24 protein-coding genes and 1 tRNA gene are annotated in these 22,105 nt (G+C 34.5%); 14 read left to right on the plus strand and 11 right to left on the minus strand.

The window, feature by feature from the left end:
- The 7 genes from I6U49_RS00750 (at position 1) to I6U49_RS00780 (ending at position 7,640) form a co-directional block, all read left to right on the plus strand.
- Positions 1–765 carry a TIGR02757 family protein gene (locus I6U49_RS00750; RefSeq protein ID WP_198627202.1) on the plus strand — a complete coding sequence of 255 codons (765 nt, stop codon included), beginning with the start codon at positions 1–3 and terminating at the stop codon, positions 763–765.
- A 60-nt stretch (positions 766–825) separates the two neighbouring features.
- Positions 826–2,040, plus strand: coding sequence for a GAF domain-containing sensor histidine kinase (locus I6U49_RS00755; protein ID WP_198627203.1), 1,215 nt, complete (start codon positions 826–828; stop codon positions 2,038–2,040).
- Between the two features lie 61 nt (positions 2,041–2,101).
- On the plus strand, positions 2,102–3,304 hold the full coding sequence (locus tag I6U49_RS00760; RefSeq protein WP_198627204.1) for a GAF domain-containing sensor histidine kinase: 1,203 nt from the start codon (positions 2,102–2,104) through the stop codon (positions 3,302–3,304).
- A gap of 43 nt (positions 3,305–3,347) precedes the next feature.
- A complete protein-coding gene (locus tag I6U49_RS00765) occupies positions 3,348–5,270 on the plus strand; it encodes a BatA domain-containing protein (protein ID WP_198627205.1) in 1,923 nt (640 codons plus the stop codon).
- 89 nt (positions 5,271–5,359) lie between these two features.
- Entirely contained in the window at positions 5,360–6,610 is a 1,251-nt protein-coding gene (locus tag I6U49_RS00770) for a dihydroorotase (protein WP_198627206.1), read from the plus strand.
- A 43-nt stretch (positions 6,611–6,653) separates the two neighbouring features.
- On the plus strand, positions 6,654–6,980 hold the full coding sequence (locus I6U49_RS00775; protein ID WP_198627207.1) for a DUF4870 domain-containing protein: 327 nt from the start codon (positions 6,654–6,656) through the stop codon (positions 6,978–6,980).
- Positions 6,981–7,640: an alpha/beta hydrolase gene (locus I6U49_RS00780; protein WP_198627208.1), complete on the plus strand. Its 660-nt coding sequence runs from the start codon at positions 6,981–6,983 to the stop codon at positions 7,638–7,640.
- Here the strand turns inward: I6U49_RS00780 and I6U49_RS00785 are convergent.
- Both I6U49_RS00785 and I6U49_RS00790 read right to left on the minus strand, forming a co-directional pair.
- Positions 7,637–8,134: a hypothetical protein gene (locus tag I6U49_RS00785; protein ID WP_193709607.1), complete on the minus strand. Its 498-nt coding sequence runs from the start codon at positions 8,132–8,134 to the stop codon at positions 7,637–7,639. The genes I6U49_RS00780 and I6U49_RS00785 overlap by 4 nt on opposite strands.
- Position 8,135: 1 nt before the next feature.
- Entirely contained in the window at positions 8,136–8,897 is a 762-nt protein-coding gene (locus I6U49_RS00790) for an MBL fold metallo-hydrolase (RefSeq protein WP_198627209.1), read from the minus strand.
- A gap of 106 nt (positions 8,898–9,003) precedes the next feature.
- Between I6U49_RS00790 and I6U49_RS00795 the strand changes: the two genes are divergently transcribed.
- Complete coding sequence (locus I6U49_RS00795; protein ID WP_193709609.1) at positions 9,004–10,464, plus strand: TonB-dependent receptor; 1,461 nt, start codon at positions 9,004–9,006, stop codon at positions 10,462–10,464.
- A gap of 77 nt (positions 10,465–10,541) precedes the next feature.
- Here I6U49_RS00795 and murA read toward each other — a convergent pair whose 3' ends face one another.
- From murA to I6U49_RS00810, 3 genes are all read right to left on the minus strand, one after another.
- Positions 10,542–11,855: a UDP-N-acetylglucosamine 1-carboxyvinyltransferase gene (gene murA, locus I6U49_RS00800; RefSeq protein WP_198627210.1), complete on the minus strand. Its 1,314-nt coding sequence runs from the start codon at positions 11,853–11,855 to the stop codon at positions 10,542–10,544.
- Between the two features lie 17 nt (positions 11,856–11,872).
- A complete protein-coding gene (locus tag I6U49_RS00805) occupies positions 11,873–12,520 on the minus strand; it encodes a DUF4290 domain-containing protein (protein ID WP_198627211.1) in 648 nt (215 codons plus the stop codon).
- A 248-nt stretch (positions 12,521–12,768) separates the two neighbouring features.
- Positions 12,769–13,062, minus strand: a complete 294-nt coding sequence (locus I6U49_RS00810; protein WP_193709612.1) for a DUF493 family protein — start codon at positions 13,060–13,062, stop codon at positions 12,769–12,771.
- A gap of 84 nt (positions 13,063–13,146) precedes the next feature.
- Between I6U49_RS00810 and I6U49_RS00815 the strand changes: the two genes are divergently transcribed.
- The 5 genes from I6U49_RS00815 to I6U49_RS00835 all read left to right on the plus strand — a co-directional run bounded on the left by I6U49_RS00815 (position 13,147) and on the right by I6U49_RS00835 (position 17,677).
- On the plus strand, positions 13,147–13,683 hold the full coding sequence (locus I6U49_RS00815) for an AAA family ATPase (protein WP_198627212.1): 537 nt from the start codon (positions 13,147–13,149) through the stop codon (positions 13,681–13,683).
- Between the two features lie 5 nt (positions 13,684–13,688).
- Positions 13,689–15,590, plus strand: coding sequence for a RecQ family ATP-dependent DNA helicase (locus tag I6U49_RS00820; protein ID WP_198627213.1), 1,902 nt, complete (start codon positions 13,689–13,691; stop codon positions 15,588–15,590).
- Positions 15,590–16,537 carry a methionyl-tRNA formyltransferase gene (gene fmt, locus I6U49_RS00825; protein WP_198627214.1) on the plus strand — a complete coding sequence of 316 codons (948 nt, stop codon included), beginning with the start codon at positions 15,590–15,592 and terminating at the stop codon, positions 16,535–16,537. Before I6U49_RS00820 ends, fmt begins: the two co-directional genes overlap by 1 nt.
- Positions 16,538–16,722: 185 nt before the next feature.
- Complete coding sequence (locus I6U49_RS00830) at positions 16,723–16,995, plus strand: HU family DNA-binding protein (protein ID WP_057483012.1); 273 nt, start codon at positions 16,723–16,725, stop codon at positions 16,993–16,995.
- Between the two features lie 121 nt (positions 16,996–17,116).
- The gene (locus I6U49_RS00835; RefSeq protein WP_193709616.1) at positions 17,117–17,677 is read left to right on the plus strand and encodes a YqgE/AlgH family protein; all 561 of its coding nucleotides are present in this window, start codon (positions 17,117–17,119) and stop codon (positions 17,675–17,677) included.
- On the opposite strand, the gene I6U49_RS00840 is transcribed toward I6U49_RS00835, so the two are convergent.
- Positions 17,674–18,519 (minus strand): aminotransferase class IV, encoded by an 846-nt coding sequence (locus I6U49_RS00840; protein ID WP_198627215.1) that lies wholly within the window; start codon positions 18,517–18,519, stop codon positions 17,674–17,676. The genes I6U49_RS00835 and I6U49_RS00840 overlap by 4 nt on opposite strands.
- A gap of 51 nt (positions 18,520–18,570) precedes the next feature.
- The gene (locus I6U49_RS00845; RefSeq protein ID WP_193709618.1) at positions 18,571–18,960 is read right to left on the minus strand and encodes an START-like domain-containing protein; all 390 of its coding nucleotides are present in this window, start codon (positions 18,958–18,960) and stop codon (positions 18,571–18,573) included.
- Positions 18,961–19,141: 181 nt separating this feature from the next.
- Here I6U49_RS00845 and I6U49_RS00850 point away from each other — a divergent pair.
- Positions 19,142–19,215, plus strand: a tRNA-Met gene (locus I6U49_RS00850).
- A gap of 757 nt (positions 19,216–19,972) precedes the next feature.
- Here the strand turns inward: I6U49_RS00850 and I6U49_RS00855 are convergent.
- From I6U49_RS00855 to rpsF, 4 genes are all read right to left on the minus strand, one after another.
- Positions 19,973–20,446 carry a DUF6495 family protein gene (locus I6U49_RS00855; protein WP_198627216.1) on the minus strand — a complete coding sequence of 158 codons (474 nt, stop codon included), beginning with the start codon at positions 20,444–20,446 and terminating at the stop codon, positions 19,973–19,975.
- A 207-nt stretch (positions 20,447–20,653) separates the two neighbouring features.
- The gene (rplI, locus tag I6U49_RS00860) at positions 20,654–21,103 is read right to left on the minus strand and encodes a 50S ribosomal protein L9 (protein WP_198627217.1); all 450 of its coding nucleotides are present in this window, start codon (positions 21,101–21,103) and stop codon (positions 20,654–20,656) included.
- Positions 21,104–21,115: 12 nt separating this feature from the next.
- Entirely contained in the window at positions 21,116–21,415 is a 300-nt protein-coding gene (rpsR, locus tag I6U49_RS00865) for a 30S ribosomal protein S18 (RefSeq protein WP_193709621.1), read from the minus strand.
- Between the two features lie 2 nt (positions 21,416–21,417).
- Complete coding sequence (rpsF, locus tag I6U49_RS00870; RefSeq protein WP_075327083.1) at positions 21,418–21,759, minus strand: 30S ribosomal protein S6; 342 nt, start codon at positions 21,757–21,759, stop codon at positions 21,418–21,420.
- Between the last annotated feature and the right edge of the window lie 346 nt (positions 21,760–22,105).

Here is a 22,105-nt window from a genome sequence, read left to right on the forward strand (position 1 = left end):
TTGAAGAAAAGTGAACTGAAGTCTTTTCTGGATTTCAAAGCCGAACAATACAATACTCCGGAATTTATTGAAACAGATCCAATACAAATTCCACATCTGTTCAGTAAAAAGGAAGATATTGAGATTGCCGGATTTCTTACCGCAACAATTGCCTGGGGCAATAGAAAGAGTATTCTTAAAAATGCCCATCGGTTAATGGAAATGCTAGACCAGAGTCCGTATGATTTTGTTTCAAATCATTCAACAAATGATCTCGAAAACCTATCTGGCTTTGTGCATCGCACCTTTAACGAAACAGATCTGAGATTTTTTATTTCAGCTTTGCAAAACATCTATAAAAACCATGGTGGGATGGAAAATGTTTTTACGAAAAATGCTGAAAAAAATTCGCTGCAACCGGCCATACACGAATTCAAAAAAAAGTTCTTTGAAATTCCACATGAGCCCAGAACACAAAAACATGTGAGTGATCCCCTCAAAAATTCGGCAGCCAAAAGAATTAACATGTATCTGCGCTGGATGGTACGCAATGATAAAACGGGAGTAGATTTTGGTTTATGGAAAAAACTTAATACTTCACAATTAAGCTGTCCTTTAGATGTCCATTCGGGGAATGTAGCACGTAAGTTAAACCTTTTAAAACGTAAGGCCAACGATGCAAAAGCTTTAACTGAGCTGGATAGTTCATTAAGAGAACTTGATGCTGTTGATCCTGTGAAATATGACTTTGCTCTATTTGGCTTAGGAGTTTTTGAAAAATATTAATAAAAATTTAACAAAACCCATTAAATTAGTTAAATTTGTTTCAATTCAATTATATAGTTTATGTTAAGTCCGGCAATTCCTGAGAACGAAAGTCAACGTCTAAAGGCGCTTCAGGATGCTAATATTTTATATAGTCCTTCCCAGGAGGAGTTTGATAATATCACACAATTAGCTTCCTTTATATGCAAGACACCGGTTTCCCTTATTTCATTGGTTGGGGAACACGAGCAATGGTTTAAGTCTAAGTATGGCACTGAATTATGCTCCTCGAAACGTGATATCTCTTTTTGTAGCCATGCAATTTTAAATCCGGAAGATTTAATGGAGGTTCAGGATACAAGACTGGATAAACGTTTTGTAGACAATCCGTTTGTACTTGCTAAAAATGAGCCTATTCTTTATTATGCTGGCATGCCTTTAAAGGATTTTAACAGGATGCCATTAGGCACACTTTGCGTGATAGATACCAAACCCAACAAACTGGATGAAAATCAAAAAAAGGCTTTAAAATCTCTTGCCAAACAGGTTGAAATTCTTCTGGAGCTAAAAAGAAAAAATGATTATCTGGAGAGTGTAAAAAAAGAATTGAACGACCATAATGCTATGCTAAAAAACTTTGCAGGTGTCGTTTCTCATGATATGAAAATGCCATTGGCAAACATGATTATAACTGCTGATATTCTTAAAGCTAAATTTGGTGAAAAGCTAGGAGTTGAAGGTTTATCTTATTTAAAAAACCTAAAACAAGCCGGATTAAGACTTAGTGGCTACATAAATGGTATTCTAGACCATTACGAAAGCGATAGTATTGCTGCCTCAAATTGTGAAGAATTTGATGTTCATCAGTTATTGGAGGAAATTATAGACCTTCTAAATATTACCGAAGATTGTATAATAAACCTACCGGAAAATAACACCATAATTAGTTCTAACCGGGCGGCTTTAGAACAAATATTTTTAAACCTACTGGGTAACAGCCTTAAGTATAATGACAAGCCAAAAATTATAATTGATATTGAGTTCTCGCAAACTCCCGATTTTTATTATTTCAGCGTAAAAGATAATGGGATTGGGATTCCGAAGGAAAAAGAAGAAGATATTTTTAAACTTTTTACCATTGTAGCTAAAAGTGATCGTTCTGGTAATAAAGGAAATGGCATCGGATTGTCTACGGTAAAAAGACTGGTTGGCAATTTAGGTGGAAATTTAAATATAGAGTCTGAAATTGGTAAAGGCACCAGGTTTAATTTTTCCATTAGACGAAAGCTTTCATAAAACTTATCCTTTTAATAGAGGGAAAGATTTTTTATCTTATAGGTTATAACCTTTAAAAGATATGCAGCAACACTATATTTCTTCAAAAGAAAAATCACGTAGGGCAGCTCTTGCTGAATATGCAATCTTTAATTCGGGAGAAGATAAAGATTATGACCAGCTAACCTTTTTAGCAGCACAAATATGCCGGGTTCCAGTAGCAAAAATTAGTATTATTGGTAAAAACAAGATTTGGTACAAATCTATTTATGGCGCTCAGCAAGACAGGATATCCAGAGAAAATACTTTTTGTGAGCATACCATTTGGGCCGAGAAAAAAATCTTAATAATTAATAGCAAAGAGCAACCCATAATTTTTGAAAAAGCCAAAGCGATTTACTCACAGGAATACCATTTCTATGCCGGTGTGCCTTTACTGAGCGAGAATAGCCACGCAATAGCTGTATTTTGCATTTTTGACACAGAAATTAGAAGTTTAGATCAGGTACAAAAAAAATCATTACTGGCTTTAGCTAACCAGTGTATGAATCTTTTTGAGAGTAGAAAGCAAAAAACAAAACTGCAACATATTCAGCGCAAATTAAAACAGAAATATAAAGAACTTGAAAAATTTGCCAGTCTGGTTTCCCATGATATCAAATCACCCTTAGCCAATATTATTTCTTTAACAGAATTACTAAAGGAAGAAAACAAAAAAAATCTAGATGAGCAAAGCAAACAGTATCTTGATTTTCTGGTAGAATCTTCTTATTCGCTTCGCAATTATGTAGACGGAATTTTAAAATTTTACCGTAGCGATCATATTTTGGAAAAAGATTTTGAAGACGTACACCTTCCCGGTCTACTTAAAAAAATTACTGATTTATACAGCTGGGACGAAAAGGTAGAATTTACATACCCAGATAGCGAACTTTTAAAAAATGTGAATAAGGCCGCACTTACCCAGGTTTTCATGAACCTTATAAACAATGCTTTAAAATACAACAGTAAAACTATTAGAAAAGTAGATATTGGTTTTGAAACCACAGACACTCACTATTGTTTTTCAGTAAGTGATAATGGCAATGGAATAGAAAAAGAAAATTTTAAAAAGATCTTTAAACTCTTTACTACATTAGATGTAAAAGATAGGGATGGTAATCCCGGTAGCGGAATTGGTCTTGCTACTGTAAAAAAGCATATAGAGCAAATGCAAGGCAATATAGATGTTATTTCTAAAAAAGGTAAAGGCAGTACTTTTAAATTCAAGATTAAACGCCCTTAGCTTAAATTCCATTTCCTATATTTGAAAAACTTTTTAAAACCTTATGGAATTTAAACAGCCGGAACTTCTTTACGCACTGTTTTTGCTACTTATCCCGTTGGCTGTTCATCTATTTCAATTACGTCAATTTCAAAAAGAAGATTTTACAAATGTAAAATTCCTGAAAAAAGTTATTCGTCAAACCAGAAAAAGCTCACGATTAAAGAAATGGCTGGTATTAACTTGCAGAACATTGTTGCTAACTTTCTTAATTTTAGCGTTTGCCCAGCCTTATCTTCCTGCTAAAAACCCAAAAACAGGTTCAAGGGAAAAAGTAATTTTCCTGGATAATTCTTACAGTATGCAGGCCGGCGGTAAAGACGGTGAACTCTTTACAGCAGCTATTCGGGATTTAATAAAGAATCTTCCAGAAGAGCAAGAGCTAAACCTTTTTACCCATAATGAAGAATTTAAAAATCTTACTTCATCAAATTTAACTTCTACGCTTCAAAACCTGGAATTCACCCAAAAGCCTTTAGACTTTAATACTCTTAAACTAAAAGCATCGCAATTATTTAAAGATTCTATACGCGAAAAAGATTTTATTTTTATCTCAGACTTTCAAAAAAACCTTGGAATAAATAAATCTTTAGATACAAGCTACACTTATCACTTTATACCTGTATTTCCAGAAAGCACAGAAAATATTAGTATAGACTCTATGTACATTAAGCATCGGGAAGTGAATGAAATTGATTTTCGGGTATTGTTAAGCAGCACCGGTAATTTCAATAGCCCCCAAAGTGTTACCCTTTTTAGTGGTGAGGATCTTTTGGCAAAAACTTCGGTAAACTTTAAGAAGGCTGACACTGCAACCGCAAACTTTAAAGTTAATCAGGTTGAAATCCCTAATGGTGTTATTAAAATTGAAGATGCTTCTTTGGATTATGACAATAGCTTATTTTTTAGCCTGAATAAGCCTAAGCCTCCTAAAGTGGTGATTATTACTAAAAATGCCGAAGCAACTTTCTTGAGGCGTATTCTTAGTGGGCCGGAGTTTATTACTGAAATATTTAAAAAAGATCAGCTTGATTTTAATAAACTAAACACTGCCGATCTTATAATCTTGAATGAACTTGAATCTATTTCAGGGCCGTTACAAACAAACTTAACCAACCTACATGGTAATGCGGTCCCACTGGTAGTTATTCCATCAACTAATAGTAATCTTAATTCTTATAATAGCTTTCTTAATAGGTTGAATGCTCCCCAATATTCTGAAGTAAAAACAAGAGAAGCCCTAATCACCGAATTGGCTTTTGACCATCCGTTACTTCAGGGGGTATTCCAGGAAAAAGTTGAGAATTTTGATTATCCTAAGGTGCAAACGTATCATAAAATACAAAATGGAAATAAAATTATTTCTTTTCAGGATAATTCGGGTTTTTTAGTAGAAGAAAACGGAGTTTTTCTATTTGCAGCAGCCCTTAATGAGAAAAATTCCAATTTCAGAAATTCACCTTTAATAGTTCCTGTAATTTACAATATAGGGCTCAAAGCTTTTAAAAGTCCAAATTTATACTACGAAACGGGTAAAAATGAAAAAATTAGAATTCCAATCGATGCCCAAAAAGATAAGGTTGTTCGTGTTATTTCAGAAAACATAGATTTTATACCTAAGCAAAGATCTCTTGGTAACACGGTAGTTATAAGTACAGATTTACTGGAAGTCCCATCCGGGAATTATACCGTAGAATACAATAAAAATCCAAAAGCTTACCTTAGCTTTAATGCCCCCAGAAACGAAAGTGATTTGGAGTATTTTCTCCCCGAAAATGCAAAAAACATACATATTTACCAGGATATAAACACTTATTTTAATGAGCTAAAACTAGCCAGCCAAAGCAATGAGCTTTGGAAAAGCTTTGTTATTTTTGCATTGATATTTTTAATCATAGAGATGCTACTTTTAAAATATCTAAAATAACCAGTGCGGTAATAGACTTTAAAACTATACAGGAATTAGGTTATAAGCCCGTAATAAAATTCCCGATTTGGGATTAAATTTATAAAGAAATGAGACTACTATTAAAATCGGCCACTATCATCGATAAGCAATCGGTTTACCACAATAAAAAACAAGACATTTTAATTGAAAACGGAATAATTAAAGAGATTGCAGAAGAGATTTCCACCACGGTCGATAAGCTAATAGACAAAAAGAATCTTCATGTTTCCAGAGGATGGTTTGATAGTAGTGTTAGCTTTGGGGAACCCGGTTTTGAAGAAAGGGAAACCATAGCAAACGGATTAGACACTGCTGCTAAAAGTGGTTTTAGCAGTATTGCTTTAAACCCCAATACTGCTCCGGTTATTGATAATAACGGGGCAATAACATCGGTTAAATCCAAGGCGGCCCATCACCCGGTTAAGCTATTTCCTATAGGTGCGCTTAGCCTAAAAGGAGAAGGTGTGGATCTTGCCGAGCTCTATGATATGAAACAAGGCGGTGCAGTAGCATTTGGCGATTATAAAAGCCCCATTAAAAACCCAAATTTACTTAAGATAGCACTTCAATATGCACAAAATTTTGATGCGCTTGTACAATCCTTCCCTCAAGAAAATCGCATTGCGGGAAAAGGAATGGTAAATGAAGGACAAAGTAGTACTTCGTTAGGGTTAAAGGGAATTCCTAATTTAGCAGAAGAGCTGCAAATTACTCGAGATCTTTATTTATTGGAGTATACCGGTGGTAAAATACATATCCCGACTATTTCAACAAAAAAATCTGTAGCACTCATTAGGGAGGCCAAAAACAAAGGTTTGGACGTTAGCTGTAGTGTTGCCGTTCATAACCTTATTTTCACCGATGAACTCCTACAGGATTTTGACACCAATACCAAGGTTTTACCACCCCTAAGAATAAAAGAAGATACTGAAGCTTTAATTGCAGGTGTAAAAGATGGCACTATAGATATGGTTACCAGTGACCACAACCCTATCGACTCTGAAAACAAAAAAGTAGAATTTGACAATGCACTATATGGCACTATTGGCCTGGAATCTGCATTTGGTGCCCTAAATACTTTGTTTTCTACTGAAGAAGTGATTGAAATCTTAACTAAAGGAAAACAACGTTTTGGTTTAAAAGATGTAGCAATAGAAGAAGGAAATGTTGCCGATTTAACATTGTTTGATCCAGACAAGCAATATAAATTTACTGAAGCTCATATTTTTTCAACCTCGCAAAACAGTATATTTAAATCTTATTCGCTTAAAGGTAAAGCCTTTGGTATAATTACTAAAACGGGAGATTTCGGTTTATAATTCCGGGCTAAATTTAATATCTTTGTTTTACAAATTAATAGTTATGAAAACAGTGGTCGAAGAAGGAAAAACGGCGGCTATAGTGGCCTATGTTACAATTATTGGTACAATAATAGCCTATTTCATGAATAATGACCATAAAAACCCTTTTGCTTCATTTCACATAAGGCAGGCCTTTGGTATCCATATTACTTTTTACGTGCTGGGAGTTTTGGTTGGTTTATTTGACAGCTGGCTAATTACATCGGCCTTTTATGTTTTTATTGCCGTTTTGGGTATTTATGGGCTGGTAATGGCAATACAGGGCGAACAAAAGGAAGTACCAATTCTTGGTACTTATTTTCAAAAATGGTTTAGTACAATACAATAAATGAATACCAAAGAACTTTCCCTTCAACATCTTATTAGAAAACCTAAAATAGCTTCAGAAAATCCACCATTGCTTTTAATGTTGCATGGATATGGAAGCGATGAAAAAGATCTCTTTTCTTTTGCTGAAGAATTACCCGATGAATTATTTGTGGTTTCAGTAAAAGCGCCTTACGCAATGCAGCCTTATGGAAACGCATGGTATGCGATTCACTGGGATAACCAGGAAGGTAAATTTAGCGATGATGAACAAGCCAAAGAATCTCGTGAGAAAATAGTTGATTTTATTGATGAAGCTGTTGAAGCCTACCAGTTAGATGCTAAAAATGTGACACTTTTAGGCTTTAGCCAGGGTAGCATTTTAAGCTATGCCGTAGCACTCTCCTACCCCAATAAGGTTAAAAATATAGTTGCGTTAAGCGGTTATATTAACGAAGGAATACTAAAACCGGGGTTCGAGAAAAACGATTTTTCTAACCTGGCGTTTTATTGTTCTCACGGTTCGGTAGATCAGGTTATACCTGTAGAATGGGCCCGTAAAACCAAGCCTGTTTTAGACACGCTTAATATTGAAAACAGCTATTCAGAATTTCCGGTGGGTCACGGAGTAGCCCCGCAAAATTTCTTTGAATTACGGGAATGGCTTAAAAAGAGAATCTAATTTACAGGGTATAAAAACGATTTTTCTGCAGTAAGGTTTAATTTTCCTTTTTCATCTACCTCGTAGGTAAAAAACACCTCGCCCCAATACTTTCCATCGGTAAAGTCGGCGATGATCCATTTATGGTTTAAAATCTTGATTTTGTTGATACGCATACTGCCTTCCATCCCGGCAAAAGGAACAAAAGCATTATCATTATCTACCTTATTTTGGCTTATCAGTTCATTCTCTATAGTTTCGGCAATAGTTGCTGCCTCTATTCCCCTGTTTTCAAAATAGCTCATCGCATCTTCATTATCGAGCAAAGAAAAATAAGCTGTTCCTTCGTTTTCTTCAGCTAAAGAATCATTTTCAAACTCAAGCCGCTCCACCTCGCTTTTCAATTCCTTAATAGTTTCATCTCTAGAATCCAGTATTTTTTTATCGTTCACATAGATAAAAATGGTAAACAAAAGAGAAAAAATAAAAAGATAGAGTACTAAATTTTTGCGCATATTAAAGAGTGATTTCAAGATTATCGTAAGCTAAAAAAACATTTTCAGGAAGCTTTTCCTGTACTTGGTCATGAAAGCCAAGTAAATGGCTTATATGTGTTAAGTAAGCTCGTTCTGGCTTAACCCGATCAATAAAAGCCAGAGCTTCTTCCAGGTTTAGATGAGAATGATGTGGTTCTATTCGTAAAGCCGTAACTACTAATACTTTTACACCATCCAGTTTTTGAATTTCTTTTTCTTCAATAGATTTTAGATCTGTGAGATAAGCAAAATCTTTAAGTCTAAAACCATAAACCTGCAAACGATTATGTTTATAATCTATTGGAATAATTTTTAAATCATTAAAGAAAAAAGGTTTGTTTTCAATTTCATTTTCAATTACACCTGGAGCACCGGGGTACTTATTGGTAGAAGTAAAAATATATTCAAAGCGTTTTCTCAGTGAATTTAATACACGTTTATGGGCAAAAACCGGAATATCTCCCTGCCTAAAAAAGAAAGGCCTAATATCATCTAAACCGGCAGTATGGTCGTTATGCTCATGGGTATATAATATGGCATCTAGTTTTTCTATAGGGTTTGCCAACATTTGCATCCTAAAATCGGGGCCACAATCTATAAGTATATTATTGCCCTCCCACTTAACTAAAACCGATACACGTAAGCGTTTGTCTTTAGGGTTCTTACTAAGACATACCGGATGCTTACTACCAATTATTGGGATTCCCTGAGAGGTGCCAGTGCCTAAAAAAATTACTTCCAAGAATTACATGTTTTGCTGCAAAAGTAAAGATTATTTTTTTCTATACCCTACTGTTTTTAGTACCTTTGGTATACACAAAAAAGAAATCACACTTAAAGAAGAAATTATGCCAATTACAATAATGGGCGATAAGGAATTTGAAAATGTTCCCTCTATAAAAAGTAAAGCGCTACGCATTAATTTAAATGAAAACATCTACGGAACTTTTTCTGAAATTGGTGCCGGGCAGGAAACTGTGAGAAATTTTTTCAGGGCAGGTGGTGCTTCGGGTACTATTGCGAAAGCCATGAGCGCTTATGATAAAGATTTTAGTGATGCAATTTATGGAGTTGAAAACGATCGAAGATATGTAACTGAAGCCCGATTAAAAAAAATGCTTTCTCACGAAATTGGCTTAATAGAACAGCGAATTTCCCGTGAAAAACATCCTAATAAACTATTCTTTAGCTATGCCAACACCGTGGCGACCATAGACTTTGCCAAAAAATATAAAGGCCATGGTTGGGTAGGAATTAAATATCAGGTAAGGCCTGAAGAAGATTATAATGAAATTAGTTTACACGTAAGATTTCACGAAAATGATGCAAGACATCAGCAAAATACCTTAGGTATATTGGGCGTGAATCTTATATATGGTGCTTATTACAAATATGATAATCCAAAAAAATTATTACGCTACTTATACGATCATATAGACAAAGATCAAATAGAAATTGATACTATAAATTTTAGTGGCCCCAGGTTTGAAGGGGTAGACAACCGCTTAATGAGCCTACAATTAGTAAAAAACGGGATGACAGATGCCGTTATGTTTGCTCCCGATGGGAATAACGTACTTCCGGCCAAAATTTTATACAAAAAAAATATCCTGGCATTTCGCGGAAGTTTTAGACCCGTAACCAAGGTTAATATGGATATGTATGAGCGTTCGCTCGAGCTATTTTTAAAGGAAAGTAAGGTTGAAAAAGAAAACACCGAAGTTATTTTTGAAATCACACTTTCTAACTTAAGGGCTGAGGGTGAAATAGATGAACGTGATTTTATGGACAGGGCAGAGCTTTTATGCTCCCTGGGACAAACCGTAATGATATCTAACTTCCAGGAATACTATCGTGTAGTTGAATATTTCTCAAGATATTCAAAACAACGAATGGGATTAAGTATGGGAGTAAATAACCTTATTGATGTATTTGATGAAAAGTATTACAGGCACTTAAGTGGTGGGATCCTGGAAGCTTTTGGAAAATTATTCTTTAAAGACCTTAAGGTTTACCTCTACCCTCTTAAAGATCCTGAAACAGGCGAAATTACTACCAGTGACAACCTAAAAGTTCACCCAAGAATGAAGGAATTATATAAATTCTTTAAATACAATGGCAGGGTTGAGGATATTAAAAATTACAATCCTGAAATCCTTGACATTTACTCCAGGGAAGTATTACAAATGATTAATGAAGGTAAAGAAGGTTGGGAAGATATGTTGCCTGAAAAAACCACAAAGATGATTAAAGAGCACAATCTTTTTCATTATAAAGAGAGCAAGAAAAAGGCAAAAACTGAAGCCTAAAAAGTTAAACATTAAGCATAAAAAAATCCGGATGATTATATAAATTATCCGGATTTTTTATTTCAGCTTTGAAAGCTCTAGGCTATTCGCTTTATTCTAGCACCAATATTTTTAAGGCGTTCTTCTATATTTTCGTAGCCTCTATCTATTTGTTCTATATTATGGATAGTAGATGTTCCTTTGGCAGAAAGCGCAGCTATAAGTAAAGAAATACCCGCCCTAATATCTGGCGAAGTCATAGTAGTAGCTTTTAACTGAGACTGGAAATCGTGCCCAATTACGGTTGCACGGTGCGGATCACATAAAATAATCTTTGCCCCCATATCAATGAGCTTATCAACAAAAAACAAACGACTCTCAAACATTTTTTGGTGAATAAGTACACTACCACGCGCTTGTGTAGCCACTACCAGCAAAATACTAAGTAAATCTGGAGTAAACCCTGGCCATGGCGCATCACTAATATTCATTATAGAACCATCGATAAAGCTTTGTACTTCATAACCATTGGTATGTGCAGGGATAAAAATATCGTCCCCTTTCCGTTCAATAGTTATTCCCAATTTTCTAAAAGTAGTTGGAATAATACCTAACATATCCCAGCGAACATCTTTTATGGTAATTTCGCTCTTAGTCATTGCTGCCAGGCCTATCCACGATCCTATCTCAATCATATCGGGAAGGATGCGGTGTTCACAACCTTTTAAAGAATCTACACCTTCTATAGTTAAGAGATTAGAACCTACACCACTTATCTTTGCCCCCATGGCATTAAGCATGGCGCAAAGTTGTTGTAAATAAGGTTCACAAGCAGCATTATAAATAGTAGTAGTACCACTGGCAAGAACAGCCGCCATCACAATATTGGCTGTACCGGTAACCGATGCTTCTTCCAGGAGCATAAAGTCTCCTTTTAGTCCGTTTGGAGCTTCAACCCCATAAAAACGTTCTTCTTTATTATATCTAAATTGAGCTCCTAGTTTTATAAATCCTTCAAAATGGGTATCTAGCCTTCTTCGCCCAATTTTATCACCTCCCGGCTTTGGAATAAATCCTTTACCGAACCTGGCCAATAAAGGGCCAACAATCATAATAGATCCTCTAAGCCCACTACCATCTATTTTAAACTGTGCACTGCTTAAATAGTCTAAATCGAGATCGTCACTCTTAAAAGAGTAACTACCTTTTCCTAGTTTTTTAATTTTAACTCCAAGATTTTCAAGAAGTTTAATCAGTTTATTTACATCCAGAATATCTGGTATATTATTAATTACTACCTCTTCAGAGGTTAATAATACGGCACAAAGAATTTGCAGGGCTTCGTTTTTGGCTCCTTGTGGCTGAATTTCTCCACTAAGTTGCTGCCCGCCTTCAATTTGGAAAGTTCCCATGAAAGTAAAATGTTTTTTTAGTAGCGCTTACGTCCGGATCCTCCTTTACGGTTGGACTTTTTAGAATGATTGCTTTTACCGCTGTGTTTCTTTTTATTTCTAATTAAATTTGAAGCATCACTAAGGTCTTCATCGGCATTTTTAAGGTTAATTTTACCACCACTAAGTTCTCTAAGGTGTTCAAAAATAATACTATCTTCTACCGTATCACGATTCCAGTTTAGATAAGACTTTTTCATATGGTTGGCTATTGTTAAAACCAAACCTTCTTTTAAAGGTCCCTCTTCCCAGTCTTTAACTTCATCTATCATTCGGTAGATATTATTTCCGTAGAAACGATATTTCGGGAAATTTTGTGGATAATCTAACATCTCGGGACGCTCTTCCAACAATTCTTTACTGGGCTTGGGAAAAGGTGATTCCACATCGAGTTTAAAATCACTAATTATAAATAACTGGTCCCATAGTTTATGCTGAAAATCGGGCACATCGCGTAGATGTGGATTCATATTTCCCATTACAGAAATTATAGATTTTGCAACCTGGTTACGTTCTTTATCGTCCTCTATCTCAACGGCTTTTTCCACCATTTTTTGAAGATGTCTCCCGTATTCAGGAATAATTAAGTGGCTCCTTTCAGAGTTATATTCTAATGCGTGTGTCAAAATTGAAATTTATATGGTAATACTTTATTCGATAATCGAGACTTAAACACCTTGAAGTTTGTTTCAAAATCAAATTTCTTCCATTTAATGCCTCTCAGGCTCTCCTTTTATAAATTCGCCTGTGATAGTTGAGAACGGCAAAGTACTAAATATTATCGAGATAGATAAAAAATTAATAATTTAAAAAGACAGAAACTTCAAATGCTAAAAGGCAAATTTAAAAATTCTCGTTTTAAAATTTATAAGAATTATAGGGAAATTACACCCTCTACCTTTGCTGCCACTTCCTTATATTTTTCAATAACTGCATCGGGATTTCTCATACGAACATTAATTGATGCACTAATATAAGTTCCCTTTTTAGATTTTTTGGTAGTAATTACCGCTCCCATATTATCAAAAATCTCTTCAATCTTTTCTATGCGATTAGAATTAGCTGGCACTATAAACTTATATAAATATTCGGTTGGCCATAGCGAGGTATCCTGTAATTGACTTTTTAATTTACTGTAAAACTCTTCCTGATCTTTCGTTCCACTCATAGCTTTCTAACTTAAATTTAGTTTGCAAAGATACAAGGATTGCAAACATTTTTATAATCAATTTCAAATGTCGAAATTTGAAGCGTGAAAAAGCAAAAAATAGTAATAACCGGTGGCCCCGGTACAGGAAAATCTTCTATCATTCGCCAACTTGAAAAACACGGGCATGAATGTCTACATGAAATTTCAAGACAGGTTACCCTAGAAGCGCAAAAGCAAGGGATTTCTCAGTTATTTCTGGAAAAGCCCGTACTTTTTAGTGAAAAATTACTGGAAGGAAGAAAAATACAGCATCGGGAAGCCGATATGATTTCTACTTCCCCTATCTTTATAGATCGCGGTATTCCAGATGTACTGGCGTATATGGATTATTTCAATACAGCATATTCAGCATATTTCACCAATGCCTGTAAAGAGTATCCTTACGATAAAATATTCTTTTTACCACCCTGGGAAGAAATTTACCAAAGTGATAACGAGCGTTACGAATCTTTTAAAGAAGCTAGTTTAATTTCAAAACACCTTTTTGAAACCTATAAGAAATATGGTTATAGCCCCATTGAGGTTCCAAAAACTTCAATTAAAGAAAGAGTTCAATTTATATTAAATCAAATTGAATAAACTATTTGCAAGACGCACATTACATATTAAAAAAATATTGGGGACATTCGTCCTTTAGATCGTTACAGGAACCTATAATAGCAAAAGTCCTTAAGCAAAAGAATGTCCTGGCACTAATGCCAACAGGGGGCGGAAAATCACTTTGTTTTCAAATCCCGGCTTTATTACAGGAAGGAATATGCATCGTGGTCTCGCCGTTAGTGGCCTTAATGGAAAATCAGGTAAATGCCCTTCAGCAAAAGGGAATAAAAGCCATGGCTTTAACCGGGGGAATGACTTACCAGGATCTTGATACCGCCCTGGATAATTGTATCTACGGAAATTACAAATTTCTTTATCTATCGCCTGAAAGACTCCAACAAAACCTGGTGCAGGAGCGTATTAAATTGATGAACGTCAATCTAATTGCCGTAGATGAAGCACATTGTATTTCACAGTGGGGTCATGATTTTAGGCCGGCTTACCGAAATATTTGCCTATTAAAAGATTTAAAACCTGGGGTGGTATTTATAGCACTAACAGCCACTGCAACCCCTTTAGTTGTAAAAGATATTATAAAAGAGTTAGAGCTAGAAAATATAGATGTACTTAAAGACTCTTTTTATAGGGCAAATATTGCTTATAATGTATTAAAAGCGGAAGACAAATACTACCATCTTAGTAAGCTACTAAAAACTAAGAATGAACCGGCAATAATTTACGTTAGAAGCCGAAAAGCAAGTCTTGAAATTGCCGGTTTTTTAAATAAAAAGGGCTATAGTGCTGATGCGTTTCATGGTGGTTTACAGCCAAATGAAAAGACCCGAAGACTTAATGAATGGCTGGAAAACAAACACCAAATCATGGTAGCCACCACTGCTTTTGGTATGGGAATAGATAAAGCCGATGTACGCCAGGTTATTCATCTAAATCTCCCAGAATCTTTAGAAAGCTATTTTCAGGAAGCCGGAAGAGCCGGAAGAGATGGGAAAAAAGCGGTTGCCACTATTTTAACCAATAAAGGTGATATTCCGGTTTTAAAGAGTCAGTTTTTGGCAAATTTACCCCAATTGGAAGATGTAAAACTGGTCTATAAAAAACTAAACACTTATTTTAGGATAGCTTATGGCGAGGGTGAACAAACCGAGCACAACTTTAGCTTTTCCAAATTTTGTGCTCAATACGAATTACCGTTTTCAAAAACTTACGAAGTTCTTCAACTCTTGGACCGCTGTAGTATTTTGAAGCTTTCTAAAGAATTCCATAAAAAAACCAGTATCCATTTTAGCGTTTCAGGAAAGCAGCTTCAGTTTTACTTAGATCAAAATCAAAAATATGAAGAATTTGTTCGTGCACTTCTTAGGACCTATGGTGGAATTTTAGAGAATAAAACCAATATAGACCTGGCTTCAATTTGTAAAAAATCGAGTATAGATCAAAATACAGCACTTAAATACCTTGAAGAACTTGAAAAGGCTCAACTATTGGAATACGTATATACCGAACATGATGCTACGGTTTTATTTTTGGTACCGCGGGAAGATGATTCGGTTATTTTTCCACTCGCACCCTATATAAAACAATATAATAATTCTAAAAAAGAAAAAATAGATGCGGTATTAGATTATTTGGAAAACGACAATTTATGCCGAAGCAGACAACTTCTAGCCTATTTTGGAGAAGAAAAAGCAGAAGACTGTAAAATTTGTTCTGTATGCCAAAAAAACGTAACACCGCTAACACGAGAAGTTAAAAATGCTATTTATATAGCGATTACAAAAGTTTTAAAAATTAAGAATGCTTCATCCCGGGAACTAACTGAAGCAATAAATTACCCTGAAAATCAGGTTTTAGAGGTTTTACGCCTATTAATAGACAAAGAAATAATTATCAGAGAAACGGGGAGTATCTATAAAATAAAAAATTGATGAGTGAAATAAGAATAGTATTTATGGGAACACCAGACTTTGCTGTTGCAAGTTTAAGTAGCATATTAGAAGCTGGGTATAATGTGGTAGGTGTAATTACCGCTCCCGATAGGCCAGCGGGTCGTGGTAGAAAAGTACAGGAAAGTGCTGTAAAAAAATTTGCAAAAGATAAAGGATTAAAACTCTTGCAGCCTACCAATTTAAAGGATAAAAGTTTTCTTGAAGATTTAGAAGCTTTAAACCCAACCATACAGGTGGTAGTTGCATTTAGAATGCTACCTAAAGCGGTTTGGGATTTACCAAAACTTGGAACTTTCAACCTTCACGCTTCGCTGCTTCCGCAATACAGAGGTGCAGCACCAATTAACTGGGCGATTATTAATAATGAGCCAAAAACAGGGGTTTCTACTTTTTTTCTGGATGAAAAAATTGATACAGGCGCAATGATTCTTCAGAAGGAAGTGAATATAGATACAGAAGAAACCGTAGGCGAATTACATGATAAGCTAATGGATTTAGGGGCTCACCTGGTGGTGGAAACACTAATACTAATTGAAAAAGGAAATGTAACCCCTACCCCACAGCCGCTTAATTTAGTACTAAAAGAAGCCCCCAAACTAACTAAGGAAAATACCAAAATTAACTGGAACGACTCTTTAGATAAAATTTACAATTTAATACGCGGACTTAATCCTTATCCGGCCGCGTGGTCTTATTTTTTTAATGGCAAAAAAGACGAAAAGGTTAAGATCTATCAATGTAAAAAAGAAAATTACGATCATAACTTAGAAAATGGTAGTATTCTCATTGAAGACAAAAAGCTGAAAGTAGCTGTGAAAGATGGCTATTTAATAATTGAAGAATTACAACTCCCCGGAAAAAGAAAAATGGATGTTAAATCACTTTTAAATGGTTATGTCTTTCTAAAAGAGGCGAAATTCTTCTAAGCCCTTATGGTTATTGAAACGGAAGAAAATCAACTAAATGGAGACTTCTTTATCAACAAAATGCCCGACTTATTAACAAAATCCTGCATTTCCCTTGATATTACTTGCACGGCCGAGAATTCCATATAAATTTGTAAGGCAATTTAACAGAATGTTTAACCAACAGTTTATTTAAAATTCAAATTATGAACAAAACAGATTTAATTGACGCAATGGCCGAAAATGCTGGTATTTCTAAAGCAGCAGCTAAAAAAGCACTAGAATCTTTCTTAGAAAACGTAGAAGGTTCTCTTAAAAAAGGAGATCGCGTTTCTTTAGTAGGATTTGGATCTTGGTCAGTTTCTAAAAGAGCTGCAAGAGAAGGAAGAAACCCACAAACCGGAAAAACTATTAAAATTGCTGCTAAAAATGTAGTTAAATTTAAAGCCGGTGCAGATTTACAAAAAGCTGTAAACTAATAATTTAAATTAGTAAAGCACTAAAAGCTTCCCATTTGGGAGGCTTTTTTAATGAAAAATTTTAGCATTTTATTTGATTTTTTTTTCAAATAATGGTAGCTTAGAGTAAAACAATGCTAAAATGATTGCTTTAAAACCAACCAAAGGCCATCTATTGGTAGCAGAACCATCGATAATTGGAGATGTTGCATTCAACCGATCTGTGGTATTGCTCGCCGAGCATTCTAATGCAGGTTCGGTTGGTTTCATACTTAATAAAATTTTAGACTTCACCCTACAAGACCTTGTTCCCAATCTTTCCGGTAACTTCAAAATATACAACGGCGGACCTGTAGAACAAGACAACCTATACTTTATTCATAAAATCCCGGACCTTATTCCGCAAAGTATAGAAATAGCCAACGGGATTTATTGGGGTGGCAACTTTGAGGTCGTTACCGAACTTATTCAGCAAGGGCTTATAAGCGAGAAAGAAATACGTTTCTTTTTAGGCTATTCTGGCTGGGATGCCAATCAATTAAGTGAAGAGCTCGATTCACATGCCTGGATAATTACTACAAATGATGACACCAAAGACATTATTGAACGTCCTTATGGTTCTTTTTGGAAAGACAAGATGATGCAATTAGGAGGCGAATACCTTTTATGGTCTAATGCTCCAGAAAACCCAAGTTATAATTAACCCAATCTTGCCTTTACATTTAACTTTGAAAGTAAATCCTTAGCCGATTTGTTCTCAAATTTTTTCTTACGATATTTTGTAACAGGTTGAATACCGCAAATAACATTTGTTATAAATAATTCGTCTGCTTTCTGAAGTTCAAATGGAGAGATAGAAGCTTCTTCTATACTTAAATCTGGTAGAGTTTTTATTATCTCTAAAAGTTTTTTTCTGGTAATTCCGTTTAAAGCACCATCTGAAAGCGGTGGAGTTTTAATCTTATCACCTTTTCTAAGAAAAAGGTTTCCATTAAGAGCTTCTACAACATTTTTCTTTTCATTGATTAAAAAGCAGTTTTCATATCCATTTTCTGAAGCAAAAATACTGCCCAATACATTAATAGCACGATTATTAGATTTTATTGTAGAAAATAGACCACTGGTAATGTAATGGTCTTTAAAGAGCTCTACTTCATAATCCTCTTCATTCAATAAATAAAAAGCATTTTGGAGTTCTTCGGCAGTTATAATAAAACCAATTTCACGTGTGGTAGGCTTATAATATCCGCCTTCTTTACGAAATGCAGAAAACTTTACACGAGCGGCGTGAGTATCCAGTCCGTTTTCTTTTACTAAATTCAATATTTCCTTTTCTAAAAATTCGGGAGAAAAACTCGCGGGAATTTCCATTCGCATAATACGCATAGAAGCCATTAACCTAAAGTAATGATCTTCCCAAAACATTACCTTTCCATTAATTACCCGAATGGTTTCAAAAACAGCATCTCCATAGGCAAATCCTCGATTCGCTATAGAAAGTGATGCTTGATTCTCTGCTACTAATTTTCCGTTTATATTTATCATAAAAAAACCCCGTTTTAGAACGGGGCAAATGTAATGTTTATCTTAGAAATATTAAACTGATCCTAAAACGTGTTTTAGATCTGAAATCATATTTTCCCAAAGCATCTTTCCCTCTTCAACTTCATCTTCATCATCGGCAAAATCAGTAATCATTATAGAAACATCTTTAGTGATTTCATCTACCTGTATTCTTATTTCAAAAAAATATGGAGTATCTTCATCGTCCAACCACTTAAATTTTATACGTTCATCGCTCTTTTTACTTACCAATTTGGCTTTTTCTTCACTTCCTTCCCAAATAAAAGTAAATAATTCACCTCGTGAATTTACATTATCTGCATACCATTCGCTTAATCCTGAAGGAGTTGATATATATTGGTATAACAATGAAGGAGAAGCTTGAATGGGAAATTCCATTTCGTACTTGATCTTATCTTCCATTTTTAGATATAATTAGTTTTGGGCAATATAGATATTAATTAGAAGGATAAAAAGAAAACAAAATAAATATTTTAGAAAATAAAGTTTGCGTCAATACAAAATGTTTATATATTTGCACCCGCAATCACATTTTGGTGAAAATGCTCGTTAAGTCAGGCCAATAGCCGGCTAACAAGAAAATGGCGAGGTAGCTCAGTTGGTTAGAGCGTCGGATTCATAACCCGGAGGTCACGAGTTCAAATCTCGTTCTCGCTACAAAGAAATAAAAGCTCCACAAAAATGTGGAGCTTTTATTTTTTATACTAGTCCCGCATAATCAAAATGGGGGATCAAGAACATTTTCTGGGTTTTTGCTTTTTTAAGCAAATAATTTTTCGAGTCTAAATAGGAAGAACTCGGTATTTCTTACTCCTCTTAATTGTGCTCTAAAGGCTTTTATTTTTGCATTGAAAGTATTCTACTGATTCGCTAGCTAATGGTGTTTAAGCTATTTCTAAAAGCCAATAAACCCTGTTCCCTACATATATCTCTATTTTAACAAATAAGTTTTATTCAAGAACCTATATCGAGATTGATTTTTGTAACTATTTAAAAGTACATTATAAATAATTCGTTAAACAAGATCTTTGATGCATATATACAACCGCAATAAGTTTTATATGCAGAAAAACTTTCTAAATATTTTACTCCACTTCAAAATAGAATTCCAATATATCTTTCTGTTTGATGACCAATAAAATTAAGCGGAGGGGGCAATAGTTTAGGCAATAAAACCTTGACCAGGCCTGTATAGTGATTAGATACTTTTAGTTTAAAATCAAACTAATATTTCAATTCACAACCAATTTTTGAGGTGTAATATTAAATTACAGTTGGTTATACTTAAAAAAAAAAGACAGACTCAAAAAAGTCTGCCCTGTTATTTCAATCTTAAATACTTTCAATAGACAATGTTTAAGAAGATCAATTGCTTAAAAAAAGAAACATTTCCTCATACATCATTTTTTCAAATCTACTTCTCCACCATTCTATCAAAATACTTAAATAATTCGCCCTTAGTAATATTGCTCCCCTGTTTTATAAGCGCAAATATATCTTTGTTCCTATCATCACTTAAAGCTTTAGAAGAGGTGTATATATTCACAGATTCATCCAGCAAGTTAGTTTGCAACCAACTATAACCTTCTCTTGTAGTAAGATCTACCCCCTCGTGCTCAATCTTTATAGCAATAAGATGAATACTCACCTCTGTTATATGAAATAGATAGATTTGATTGGCTGAAAAATGCTCCAGGTACTCTACTTTATTCAAAACACCTTCCCAAATAAGATCACTAAAAACATCAAGTTCCTGCTCTGCAACTTTTGGCTGGTCTTTTTTTATATTCTCCCATTCATCCGCAGTAATAGATTGCGAAGCAAGGAAATTTATAAATTCCTGCTTCATTTCTTCAAACTGCTCTTTGGTTAATCTGGAATATTTCATCTTCAAAAAAATTATTATAAATCTACAAAATCGTCATCTTAAATTTGTTTTAGCGGCTAACTGGGTTGCACCTCTATGCTTTTTAAGAGTCAAAACCAGGTTAGCTTGACGAAAATAATACCCCGAAACCTCAATTACAATAGGGGGCTCATTAAAATAAGAAAAGCCCACTACTTGAGCGGGCTTTCAACTTTATTATAAAATAAATTAAGCTTCAGATACTACATCAAAATTGTAAGTAGTAACTACCTCACGATGAAAACGTAAAGTTGCTTCATACTGTCCCAATCTCTTGATGTTTCCACCTGCGATGCTAATAAATTTCTTGTCGATTTCAATTCCTTCCTTAGCAAAAGCCTCAGCAAGATCGCCATTAGTAATAGATCCAAATAATTTGTCTCCGGCACCAGCTTTAGCAGTTAACTTAATCTCTACATTATTAAGTTTTTCTGCCTGCTTTTTAGCTTCATCGATATGCTTTTGCTCTTTATAAGCTCTTTGCTTCAGGGTTTCTGCTAAAACTTTTTTAGCAGAAGGAGTAGCAAGATGTGCATACCCATGAGGAATAAGATAATTTCTGCCGTAACCATTTTTAACGTTTACAACATCATCTTTAAACCCTAAATTATCTACGTCTTTTCTAAGTATCAATTCCATAATTGCTTCTTTTTATTTTAATAAATCACCAACATATGGCATTAACGCAAGATGACGCGCTCTTTTAACAGCAACAGCCACTTTTCTTTGGTACTTTAAAGAGGTACCTGTTAAACGACGAGGTAAAAGTTTCCCTTGTTCGTTAACAAAGCCCATTAACCAATCCGGATCTTTATAATCTATATACTTAATTCCAGATCTTTTAAAACGACAATACTTTTTCGTTTTGCTTGTCTCTATATTAAGAGGAGTAAGATATCTAATCTCTCCATCTTTTTTTCCTTTTGCTTGTTGTTCAATAGATGTAGCCATACTTACGCTTTTTCTTGTTGTCTTCTATTTCTTCTTTTTTCAGCCCAGGCGATAGCGTGCTTATCTAACTTTACAGTTAGGTAACGCATCATACGCTCATCTCTTCTAAAAGCAAGTTCCAATGGCTCTATAGCCTCTCCTGGAGCTTTAAATTCAAACAGATGGTAAAATCCGCTTTTTTTGTGCTGAATTGGATAGGCTAATTTTCTAAGCCCCCAATCTTCTTTAGATACCATCTCGGCCCCTTTAGAAACAAGAAATTCTTCGTATTTCTGAACTGTCTCCTTTATCTGCTCATCAGATAAAACGGGATTCAAGATGAAAACAGTTTCATAAGTGTTCATAAAAATTTACTTTAAATTAAATTGGCTGCAAAAGTAACTTATTTATTTCTTTTCTCAAAGCATACTTCTAAAGTAAATTTCCTTCTTAAAAATAATAAGGAATCAAATGATATTTTTAGAGCTCTAACCTAGATCCAGGCTTACTTAATTTAACCTTATTAAATGAATGCTATTTTCTGCTATTCTAATTTATATGAAATTTATTGCTATTATTGCTTTTTATATGGATAAAATATGAGTTAAAAATTAGAGATATAGGTTAGAAAAATTCTTAAATTAATCTTAACTTATACTAAGTTTATCTTGTAATTACGATATTTTATGTTTAATATTGTTTCTACTTAAC

It is taken from the genome of Salegentibacter maritimus (assembly GCF_016236915.1).
Classification (GTDB): domain Bacteria; phylum Bacteroidota; class Bacteroidia; order Flavobacteriales; family Flavobacteriaceae; genus Salegentibacter; species Salegentibacter maritimus.

What these genes read in the sequence shown, in the direction of transcription:
- I6U49_RS00795 (WP_193709609.1), top strand. Translation starts at nt 9,004, where the DNA reads ATGCCAATTACAATAATGGGCGATAAGGAATTTGAAAATGTTCCCTCT.
- I6U49_RS00760 (WP_198627204.1), top strand. Translation starts at nt 2,102, where the DNA reads ATGCAGCAACACTATATTTCTTCAAAAGAAAAATCACGTAGGGCAGCT.
- I6U49_RS00755 (WP_198627203.1), top strand. Translation starts at nt 826, where the DNA reads ATGTTAAGTCCGGCAATTCCTGAGAACGAAAGTCAACGTCTAAAGGCG.
- I6U49_RS00835 (WP_193709616.1), top strand. Translation starts at nt 17,117, where the DNA reads ATGATTGCTTTAAAACCAACCAAAGGCCATCTATTGGTAGCAGAACCA.
- I6U49_RS00780 (WP_198627208.1), top strand. Translation starts at nt 6,981, where the DNA reads ATGAATACCAAAGAACTTTCCCTTCAACATCTTATTAGAAAACCTAAA.
- I6U49_RS00845 (WP_193709618.1), bottom strand. Translation starts at nt 18,960, where the DNA reads ATGGAAGATAAGATCAAGTACGAAATGGAATTTCCCATTCAAGCTTCT.
- I6U49_RS00830 (WP_057483012.1), top strand. Translation starts at nt 16,723, where the DNA reads ATGAACAAAACAGATTTAATTGACGCAATGGCCGAAAATGCTGGTATT.
- rpsF (WP_075327083.1), bottom strand. Translation starts at nt 21,759, where the DNA reads ATGAACACTTATGAAACTGTTTTCATCTTGAATCCCGTTTTATCTGAT.
- I6U49_RS00765 (WP_198627205.1), top strand. Translation starts at nt 3,348, where the DNA reads ATGGAATTTAAACAGCCGGAACTTCTTTACGCACTGTTTTTGCTACTT.
- murA (WP_198627210.1), bottom strand. Translation starts at nt 11,855, where the DNA reads ATGGGAACTTTCCAAATTGAAGGCGGGCAGCAACTTAGTGGAGAAATT.
- I6U49_RS00810 (WP_193709612.1), bottom strand. Translation starts at nt 13,062, where the DNA reads ATGAGTGGAACGAAAGATCAGGAAGAGTTTTACAGTAAATTAAAAAGT.
- I6U49_RS00855 (WP_198627216.1), bottom strand. Translation starts at nt 20,446, where the DNA reads ATGAAATATTCCAGATTAACCAAAGAGCAGTTTGAAGAAATGAAGCAG.
- I6U49_RS00770 (WP_198627206.1), top strand. Translation starts at nt 5,360, where the DNA reads ATGAGACTACTATTAAAATCGGCCACTATCATCGATAAGCAATCGGTT.
- rplI (WP_198627217.1), bottom strand. Translation starts at nt 21,103, where the DNA reads ATGGAATTGATACTTAGAAAAGACGTAGATAATTTAGGGTTTAAAGAT.
- I6U49_RS00785 (WP_193709607.1), bottom strand. Translation starts at nt 8,134, where the DNA reads ATGCGCAAAAATTTAGTACTCTATCTTTTTATTTTTTCTCTTTTGTTT.
- fmt (WP_198627214.1), top strand. Translation starts at nt 15,590, where the DNA reads ATGAGTGAAATAAGAATAGTATTTATGGGAACACCAGACTTTGCTGTT.
- I6U49_RS00840 (WP_198627215.1), bottom strand. Translation starts at nt 18,519, where the DNA reads ATGATAAATATAAACGGAAAATTAGTAGCAGAGAATCAAGCATCACTT.
- I6U49_RS00775 (WP_198627207.1), top strand. Translation starts at nt 6,654, where the DNA reads ATGAAAACAGTGGTCGAAGAAGGAAAAACGGCGGCTATAGTGGCCTAT.
- rpsR (WP_193709621.1), bottom strand. Translation starts at nt 21,415, where the DNA reads ATGGCTACATCTATTGAACAACAAGCAAAAGGAAAAAAAGATGGAGAG.